This window comes from Paenisporosarcina sp. P4_D4 (genome assembly GCF_056401835.1).
This window is the reverse complement of sequence record NZ_JBFUIO010000108.1, coordinates 1-10,403: the sequence shown is the minus strand read 5'-3', so window position 1 is coordinate 10,403 and position 10,403 is coordinate 1. Positions and strand designations below refer to the sequence as shown.

Here is a 10,403-nt window from a genome sequence, read left to right as displayed (position 1 = left end):
CCGTTAGTTAAATATGGCTTCTATGGTAGGTATATATTTTAATGAAGAACTGAGAGCAGTCTTCATAGGGGTACTCCATCATCTTTTTAAAGTTCCCACCCAAACATCTCCAACATTTACTTTATAAATGGTGTCACTTCCATAGCTAAGTTTAATTTTTTCGGTTTTATAAGATTTATTTAGTATCTCATTTACCTCTTCTTTTGTTCTGTACCCTATCTCTATATCTTCTTTAATTTCCTCTTCCCAATACTTTTCGGCATCAATGTGGGCTTCCCAATCAAACATTGCTAATTTATCCTTTAATGACTCATATTTATGAAGTGGAAAGACCTTTTTAATAGTGTTTTTATCAAAGGTATCATTGTAAAAATTTATACAGTCTTTGTACGAGACAACAATTTGGGAATTGATAAATTCAGGTTCATATAACCAAATCTTTAGATAAAAGTCTTCATTTTCTTTCGCCATTTTTTCATACCAGTTTAGATATACATCTATCATTTTGCTTAACAATAAACGGTTATACCAATTTGGTGGGTTTGTACGGACTAACGAATAAAATGGATGAATCCGCAACTTTGCGTAATCTTTTTGATTTTCTCGTATGTAATCAATTTCTAAGTCGAATACATTTTGTCTCCATTTTTCTATTTTCCTCTTGTGACGCTTCCATCCCCTAATTTTCTTCTTTTTAGAGTGATAATACTCTTTCATTAATACACATCCCTTTGGCGTTGTTGAAACTTTGGTACATAAAATTTGTCCTAACTTATCTAGTATGTAAATAATTCTTATTGAACTAACTTGCCCCGTTAGTTCAATAAGTTCAACAAAAAAAGCGCTAATCCTGCTCGGATCAACGCAACTTTTTAGCAAACGTCGCGACAATATTCAAAACATCGCATCTTTATTTCAAAACTACATACATTGGTGTCATTGTATACTTAGTTTTAATGCTTACAGTTTCTAAGTAATATGAAAACTAAGACAAACCTTTTTCACAACGTATGTAAAATAGCCATTCATCTTGGCTGATTTTCCCATCATAAATACGATGATATTCGATATTTTCAATTCATCTGTCAATGCCGGTTTAGTTTTCCTCTTTAATGCCGGAAGGAGGCAAAAAAAGGGTATGTTCAGAAATCACTTTGAACATACCTTTTTTGATAATTTGTCATTTTATTTGATGGATATCGCTTTATGCAAATCTATTCTTCTAGCAGTTTAATTTCTACCAGTAATCTTTTTAGCATGACTGCTGTTTCTGCCCTTGTTGCAGATTCTTTTGGTTGCAATTCATTTGYCTTGTTTCCTTGAATTACGCCAAGTTGTATAGCTAATGCTACGTCTGCTCTGGACCATGCACTGATAGATTTACGATCKATATATTTTGCCAATACTTGATCCACATCCACTGTTGGTGCTTGTTTCTCTATGATTTTGTATGYACGACCCATTAATGCAGCCATTTGTTCACGTGTGATGTACATACTTGGTTTAAATGTATTGTCTTCGTAACCATTGATTAATCCTGCTTCAACAGCTGATTGTAGTTCCGAAACATACCAATCCGTTGGTCGGACATCTGTAAAGTTTTCTTGTTCCGTTGCTTTTGGCAAGTCGAGAGCACGCGCAAGTAGGGCTGTGAATTCTGCACGTGTAATATCTTTTTCGGGTGCAAATAAACCATTTTTCAGTCCATTAATAATGCCTTTTGTTGCTAATAATTCAATATCCTCTTTTGCCCAATGTTCTGAGATATCAGCAAATGTGATTGGCTCAGGCGTTGGCTCTGGAGTTGGTGTTGGGTTTGGAGGTAACGTGACATCTGTTGTAGCARTTGCCACGTTTGAAAAACCAGCGTTTAACCCGCCTGTTACCGTTACGCGGAATTTGTAAGTCGTGTTTTCGTTTAATCCAGTCACAACTGCTGTATTTGAATCAACTGTTAACGGATTACTTGTAGTAGCTGTTGTCCATGGGCCATTATCAATTGATTGCTCAATTTTTACATTCGTCGCACCAACAGCTGCTAGCCAATTCAATGTTGCTGAATGATTCGTTTTTGTTGTTGATTTTAATGTGTTCACAAGAGATTTAATACTTAGCTCGTTGAAGAAATCTGTGCTCACTTTTCCGTCGACCATTTCTTTTGGTGTGATTGTTGCATCTGGGTTTGATTTGTAAAGATTTCCAACCAAGTAATTCATATCCCCTACATTGACAATACCATCGTGGTTCAAGTCTTCTATATTGAAATCAGTCGGTTTTTGAACGCCGAATTTCTTGGCAACTTGTTTCACGTCTAACACGTCAATGACACCGTCTCCATTTACATCACCGGCAGTTGCAACTGGTTGAGCACCTGGCTTTACTATATACTCACCCATGTCTTCGCCCCAAGGTGTTTTCAAACCAAGCGTCAGTTTCTGAATGCTCTTCAGGTGTCCAGGTGCTTCTACGACAATATCGATATCGATTGGACCTTTCGATACAGGAATATAGATATCTACAAAACCATTTTTGTCAATCGTTCCTTGCACTTTTGTCCCGTCTTTCAATTGCCCGTATGCTTTTGCTCCTATGATGGAATAATCCATCTTAAAGTTTCCATAGAACGCTTCAAGATGGGTAAAAGATATCACATGAGAGCTCTTTGGTACGATCTTAAAATCGTTAATATTGTTGAATGATTGGATGACAACCGGGTCTTGCTCACCGTATTGTGTATACGTGAATGGAACGGTATTCTCTTGGACGTTAAACGTGTAACCTAAGAGGGTGCCAAAATCGTCACTGAACAGTTTAAATGTCACATCAAGGAATGGCGTATCACCGCTGATTCCTTTGAAATCTTCACCGCCACTGATATGAGCACCCGCATTCACCATTTTATTGCTACCTGGATAATTAGGGTCTTCTTTCACGATTGGCTCATCAATGGTTACTGTTAATCCTTTTTCATCCGCATACTTCTGGAATTCTGGGTTCACTTTTACGCTTTGGAACTGGAAGAGCCAATCATAGAATCCAACATCGTAGTTTCCAGCCATCAAGTCTTTTACGTTGTTTAAATTCAACGTCATCGTGACTGTATCGTTTAAATATATTTTTTGCTTATCGTAAGTTGGTGACACATAAGGTGTCCCTTTTTTGACGAATGCATAGGAAACAATATCAGTAAACATGTGCCCATTTCTCGCCTTATCGTTTGGGAATAGTCTGAGCGTTGCTGGACCATTCTCAATATCAGATTGTTCAATTCCGATTTTTGTATCCCCATTTGCATCAAGTGGGAAATCGCCGTTATAAACAGCTTTTTGATTGAAGTAATACCATAGCTTATTTTCAGACTGTGTGTAGCCTAAAGGTGCTAATTTTGCCGTTCCTTCGTCCCATACATTCGCATGAAGCCAAAACGCATGGTGCGTATTTCCGTCTGGCATCTGTTCATCTGTAAAGTCCGAATCACTTAGCTCATAGACACCAGGTTTATGGTCTTTTAGCGTCAACTTCGAAAAAGTGTTATCGATGATAAACTTTTGATTAACGACCTCGTATCTCACCCCATCTGCATCTGTTGAACGAAGTTTGATGGTATACTCACCTTCTGGTAGTGTCTGCATCGGTTGTTTGATGTCTGTTTTTTCATCTTTCGGATCGCCGATAAACGGATAATACGTTGCCGCGAATAATGTTTTTAGTTCCGTATCAAGAGGCGCACCTTTTAAGCTGAAAGGTTTTAACGAACTTGCTCCAAGTGCTTTGCCGTCTTTATCATAGATAATCGGCCATAAATCTTTCATCGGGCTGTTTAATTTGAAAGTGATATAGCGAGTTTGAGGTATCCTAAATAGATTCGGCCAATTTAGCGTTGAGATTGCTGGATTCAAGATCTCAACGTCTCCGATTCCTTTTTCAACGAAGCGAGTCGCGAACGGAATGCGATAGTGTTCGTTTGGATTGTCATGGTTGACAATGTTCACATACCCTTCATATTGACCCGTCTCTGAGCTCGCAGGTATGTTAACCGTTGCCGTTACATTTGTTTCCTCCCCTGCAGCGACCGTCACAGATGCTGATGAAGTCGTTACGGTTACATTGTTCGCTGCTGCGTCACTTACCCAAGCACTCTCATTATCAACCGGTTTACTATATTCAGCCGAAACGTCGAATGTTTTCGCTTGGGTACCGCGGTTTTTAAAGACAATCGTACGGTTTTTTGTGTTTGTGCTATCGTCTTTTTTGTAAACCGCACCAAACGTCAATGCGCCTTTTTCATACGCGTTCTCTATAAAGCCACCCTTTCCATCACCCGTTAATGTGGTGTCTTGTACCTTGAATGCCATATCGTTATGAACGACTTCTGCTACATCTACTAAACCTGCGCCTACTTCGTACACGGAATAGTCACCATTTAGTTTGTCCGCACTATTCATCAAGGCTGCTTTGACATCAGCCGGTTTGTAATCTGGGTGTGCTTGTAAAATCAATGCAGCAATCCCTGCTACGTGCGGAGAAGCCATTGATGTACCCGAAATACGAGCATATGCTTGTGAGTAATCAATTCCTGCTTCTGGACTGTGGATAAATTCTGGATACGTCGAGTAAACCGATACCCCAGGAGCCACAACGTCAGGTTTAATGTCATAGGTTGACATAACCGGTCCTCTTGAACTGAAACCTGCCAAACGGTTTCCTTCTGAGACAATTGATCCGATTTCCGTAAATGTTATCGACTCATGTTCTGCCGCTGTTTTTAAGCGTTCGCCGTCTGCTTTTGACATGCGGAATGTTGGGATAAACCCAACAGAACTTGCTAAATAGTTATCAATGTCGCCATCGACATTGTTGTACATGATGGCCGCCACTGCGCCTGCTTTTTGTGCATTCACAATTTTTTCATTAAGCGCATACGTTCCACGCTCTATCAATGCTATTTTTCCTTGCAAATCAACATCTTTGAAATCATCCTCGCCACCTAAGCCAACAAACACAACTGGATAGGTTTTGTTTTCAAGTGTTTCTACATTGTCATTGAACCCTTTGCCCAGCAACTTAAAGTTGGTGAACGTTTCGTTTCCAACTGTTGCCGTTGCGGTTGGAATCGATATCGAAAAGTCACTTGCACCAACCGTAATCGGAAGCGCTGCTGCTCCAGGTGTGCCAAGTGTATATGCATAATTACCTGCGTTTCCTGCTGCAATGACACACGTTACACCAACTAATGTCGCATTGTTAACCGCGATTGCTTCTGCTGATAGTGGATTGTTACTCGCTGCACCAAGAGACATGTTAATGACTTTCATGCCGTCACTAACTGACTTGTCAATGGCTGCAACAATCCCGCTCGAAGCACCAGAACCGTAAGGACCTAGTACGCGGTAGACATATAAATCAACGCCAGGGGCAACCCCTTGTGCTGGATTTTCGATGGTGGCTTTCGATTGTGCGGCGATTGTTCCAGATACGTGCGTACCGTGGGACGTCGGGTATTCACGGCCTGGTTTGACTGGCTTACCTGCATTCACCCAGTCATCGTACGTTGTTTCCATCGGATCTGCATCGTTATCGACGAAATCCCATCCCTTAACTGATTTCGGGTCAATTGTACTAGGGTTCTCACCTTCTTGTTTTCTGTATCCTTTATACACATCCGTTAAATCTGGATGATTGTAATCGATTCCTGTATCTAACACGCCGACTTTAATGCCGTTTCCTTTAATGCCTTCGTTATGAATCGCATCAATTCCCGGAAGTGGGATCGAATTTTCTTTTAACCCTTCAACGCTTTGCTGCTTCACTTGTTCCACTTCTATCGGGTCAAGTTTGACTATTTCATCTGCGAATACATGGCTAACAAGACCAGATTCGAATAGTCTCTCGACCATGTTTCCTGGAAGCGTCATGGCAACCCCATTTAACGCGTTCTTATATTCTCTTGTAATTTGGATGGCAGATGAATCTCCAGCATCTTCTTCACTAGCTGCAGTTTGCGCAGTAACTGCATTAACACTTAGGGCAGCTTTGTGCTGAGACAATCCATCCACAAATGCACGAAACTGTTTGTGCGAATCGCTTACGTCTTGTGTTTCTTCTTCTAATGTTGTCTTGTCTCCAGCTACTTGTGCCTGCATGACAGCTACTTTTGCCGGTGCTTGCTCGAATTCAACAATGACACGAACAGGTTCCACGCTTGATGTGTTGATCTTAGACGAAATTTCTGGACCACCTATGCTGGATCAAATACAGACAATCTTTTTAAGACCTTAATTTTATTGTTAGCTTTTTTCCCCATTTTCTTTACTCCAAGTCCCTGTCTCTTTATTACACATTTAGTGCAATGAATTATGAAACAATGATTCTAATAATAATTTTTTTGTTTCTCCTTTTCCTCATTAAACCTCTCCCCTACCTAACTAAAAGTAAATTAATATATTTGTAAAAATGTAAAGGTTTCGTGCTGATGACTTAACTTCACATTTAATACACTGATCTGTCTTTCAACATCAGGTTATTAAAATTTTTCAACTAATCTAATATCAACTGGGAGATTATTCAACATTTATTCATTAAATATTCAGAAATATTACCCAATTAATCCTTATCATCCCACATTTCTACTTTTCTGAAAATTAAACATAGGATGTATCTTTTGCTGTTCTTTGGTTCTATACCTGCATAAAACAAAAGTGCTATACCAAGAGGGACATAATAAGGGACAGGACATTTTTTTATAAGTGATTTTTAAATAATAAAACGGAACAAGTTGATTTCGAACGGCATAAATGACTGCCTGTGAACGGCTTTTCACATTCATGATTGCGGTTTTAATTGTTGTTCTTTTTAGCAGGTAGTAATGGATCTGCTGTTATTACCGTAACAACGTTAGATATACCATCGTTCAAGCCGCCTACTACTTTTACTCTTAAATAGTAGGAAGTATTTTTAAACAATCCTGTAACCACTGCACTGTTTGAACCTGCTATAACCGGTTGTTTATCAGAAGTACTTTTATATGTAAATGTAGCAACGTCTTAAAAGACGGTGCTCTACTTGACTAAAGCATCCGTTAGTTTAAGAAGATTAACGGAGTTTCACACTGTAAAACCTCATTGCTTTTGGATTACCTTCTATTTCAAACACTTCATTCATTATTAAATGTCTCACTCTATATTTAACAAACTGGTCGCCAATATATTGATTTAAATTCCCAATGACTTCACCGATTACTCTCGCTGATTTCATAAAATATATTTCATCCGTTTCTGCGAAACCCTTAAATTCAGGTTCAACCGATCGAACCCTTATCTTCATTTATTCCTTCGTTTTTGCTCGATTTTCAGTCGTTTTTACGGTAATCCCTCTTTTTCTTAACCTTAACATCTAAACAAAAATGCCCAAAACCCTTATACATCAAGGGTTTTGGGCGTTTTATGAATGGTGGGTTATTTGCGTTAATATAATTTTTGCTAAGATTCCTTATATCCCCTAAATTACATCCATTCGTCATAGATGGCTTTCCGGGCATGGTCGTAGAACCTTGCGTAGTATTGCTTCTGTTTCATCGTCATGGCTCAACAGGGGTCTGGATACACACGAGCGGCATCCCTTTGWTGGCGAGGTGTGCTGCGAACGTATGTGGGGGACGATACGGGCCGTTTTCCATTCTGGATATGAATCGACCGTTCGGACCAGTTGATGTCCTTTTTCTTCATGGCAACGATTTATCACTGAATTTTTCACACACCAGGAAAGCGTTACCAATTGATCACTCCAAAGGATATCCGGCACTGGTTTAATTATATTAAAAATGCAAAGACCTTCTCGGGACACTTTGAGAAGGTCTTTTTGGTTGGGAATTTTCAGGTTAAGCGTTGTAAGAAAGGCACTGTACGATATAGATAAAAGACATTGCTTATTTTTCAACTTTGAGATTATGTTTTCGTTCATATAGCCTTTCTTTGTAGAACTGATATAGCCAAATGCTAATTATTAACCAAAAACCTCCAACAAAATATCCACCAATCACATCACTCGGATAATGAACGCCTAAATAAACTCGACTAATACCAATTGCTAAAATCATCAGAACGCTTAAAATTACTACAACAGTTCGTCCCCATTTGGTGGGAATATGTCGCCACAGAATAAATGAGAGGATACCATAGATAGCTATTGCATTCGTGGAATGCCCACTAGGAAAACTATACCCCGTAATTTCAATGAGTCGATGCAGGTCTGGCCGTGCTCTATGAAAAATAAGTTTTAACGTGATAAAAAGGATATTCGCGCCTACAATCACGCCTAAAAATAAAAGTAATTCTGATCTGAGTTTAAACACAAAATAGAAAATTAACATAATTACAACCGCCAACAATACGATGGCTGTAATAGACCCAAGGAAAGTGAAAAACCTCATGATTGTCGTCAAAAAAGGGGTCTCTAATCCTTGAATTGAGTTGATGACTATATCATCAAATTTAATCACTTTTTGACCATGAACCAAAATAGCCATTACCCCAAAACCGATAAAGGAAAATAAGCCGATGATTAAAAAAATCGAAAGTTTAATTTTTTTATCCATGCATGAATCACACCATTTCGAACTAATAGTAAAAATTGTCCTACTACACTCTTCAATATGGAAGAGTTTTTTTGGTATTTACCGGGAATAAAATCATTACAATTTGAATCATTTTGGATTGGGAAAAGTAAGTGTAACCGATGTTCCTTTTCCTACCTCACTTTCTATTCTCATACTTCCCATGTATGTATCCATGATTTTTTGAGCAATGGAAAGTCCAATCCCGTAACCACCTTTTTTACGATTTCGTGATTTTTCAACGCGATAAAATCGGTGCGTGACAAATGGGATTTCTTCTTTAGATATTCCTATTCCAAAATCTTGCACAATTATCTCATTTTCGAGATCTTTTGACTGATAGTAAATTACCAGCTTACTTTTGAAGTCAGAGTATTTAATCGCGTTATCGATTAATATAGTAACGACTTGTTCTAAATGGCTTTCTGTCATCGCAATCGGTGCTTCATCTGCTAAGAATAGATTAAAATCAACATCAGGATGAGTCAGTCTAAAATCATTTATTACTTTTTCAATCACAAGTTTCGGCTCAATTTGTGTAATGTTTGAATCATTCGTTGTTTCAGAATCAAGCCTTGAAAGGTCTAACAATTCTTTGACTAACTTATTCATTCTTTCAACTTCTCGTAATGAGGAAGTTAATGATTTATTGAGAACTTCAGTATTATTCTTCCCCCACCGATCCAACATCATAAGGTTTCCCTGTAATACAGATAGTGGTGTTCTCAGTTCGTGAGAAGCATCCTCCACAAATTGTCTCTGTTGATTGAAAGACTCTTCTAATTGGTCCATTAGCTCATTAAAATGAACTGCAAGTTGGGCAATTTCGTCTTGATTTTGATGAACCATTACCCTCTCTTCCAATCCATATTTCTTTATCCTCRTTAAGGTATATGAAATATCCTGAATGGGTTTTAAAAATTGTTTTGACAGGAATAACGCACCTAATAAACTTAAAAAAAAGGCGCCAATGCCTGTTAAAAACATCATCATTCCAAATTGTTCTAACAAATCATCAAAAATTTCTAGATTTTTCACGATTTCGATTGTCCCAACAAAATTCGTTCCTACTAGAGGTTTTCTGAAAATGAGGAGCCTATCATCACCAATCTTTTGTAATTCAAACTGTTCATTTTGAACAGTTTTTTCGGTTACGATTAATTCCTCCTCTTGACTTACTGCAACAACGCTTCTTCCATATCGATCATATATTCGTATCGTTTCTGATTTTTCATTGATAGATTCTAAAAAAGATTCACTCTCTTTAAACGTACTTATCGATAAGTTTTGATTATCTTGCTCCGAGAAATACTCTTGAGTAGCATCCATCTTTCTCTCAATCGATTGCTCTTCGTATCGAACCATCCAACTATTCATCACGAAGTACTGCAATAAATTATAAGATAGAAATAAACCCATCATTAAGAGAGTCGACCATAAAACAAGTTTCCATTTGAGTTTTAACTTCGTCTTGAACTTCATTATTTCATCACATACCCTACCCCGCGAACGGATTGGATGTAGTTTTCATCTTCGATACTAATTTTGTTACGTAAGTACCTAACATATACATCAACCACATTCGTTTCAATAAACGTCTCATATCCCCAAATTTTTTCTAAAATGAGTTCACGTGTTAAAACTCGATTGACATTTTGCATAAACATCAAGAGAAGTTCATACTCCCTTTTTGTCAATGTAACCTCTTTGCTTCTATTCTTTACAGTTCGAGAGATGGTGTCGACTTCAATCTCTTTGAACTTTAAATGTTTGGCGATGCTTTCTTCATGCT

General features: G+C 38.1%; 6 protein-coding genes. All 6 read right to left on the bottom strand.

Annotated elements, in window-relative coordinates:
* Nucleotides 1-78: 78 nt before the first annotated feature.
* Nucleotides 79-717, bottom strand: a complete 639-nt coding sequence (locus AC1DSL_RS14965; protein WP_477532783.1) for a hypothetical protein — start codon at nt 715-717, stop codon at nt 79-81.
* 497 nt (nt 718-1,214) lie between these two features.
* Nucleotides 1,215-6,200 carry a S8 family serine peptidase gene (locus AC1DSL_RS14960; protein WP_477532782.1) on the bottom strand — a complete coding sequence of 1,662 codons (4,986 nt, stop codon included), beginning with the start codon at nt 6,198-6,200 and terminating at the stop codon, nt 1,215-1,217.
* 892 nt (nt 6,201-7,092) lie between these two features.
* A complete protein-coding gene (locus AC1DSL_RS14955) occupies nt 7,093-7,323 on the bottom strand; it encodes a DUF3658 domain-containing protein (RefSeq protein WP_477532781.1) in 231 nt (76 codons plus the stop codon).
* 601 nt (nt 7,324-7,924) lie between these two features.
* Entirely contained in the window at nt 7,925-8,593 is a 669-nt protein-coding gene (locus AC1DSL_RS14950; RefSeq protein WP_477532780.1) for a phosphatase PAP2 family protein, read from the bottom strand.
* A gap of 108 nt (nt 8,594-8,701) precedes the next feature.
* Nucleotides 8,702-9,988 (bottom strand): sensor histidine kinase, encoded by a 1,287-nt coding sequence (locus tag AC1DSL_RS14945; protein ID WP_477532779.1) that lies wholly within the window; start codon nt 9,986-9,988, stop codon nt 8,702-8,704.
* Nucleotides 9,989-10,092: 104 nt separating this feature from the next.
* A partial coding sequence (locus AC1DSL_RS14940; protein WP_477532778.1) for a winged helix-turn-helix domain-containing protein occupies nt 10,093-10,403 on the bottom strand: 311 nt, incomplete at its 5' end.

Bases quoted from the DNA above. Each gene is read 5' to 3' on its own strand.
- AC1DSL_RS14965 (WP_477532783.1), bottom strand. From the start codon at position 717: ATGAAAGAGTATTATCACTCTAAAAAGAAGAAAATTAGGGGATGGAAG.
- AC1DSL_RS14950 (WP_477532780.1), bottom strand. From the start codon at position 8,593: ATGGATAAAAAAATTAAACTTTCGATTTTTTTAATCATCGGCTTATTT.
- AC1DSL_RS14955 (WP_477532781.1), bottom strand. From the start codon at position 7,323: ATGAAGATAAGGGTTCGATCGGTTGAACCTGAATTTAAGGGTTTCGCA.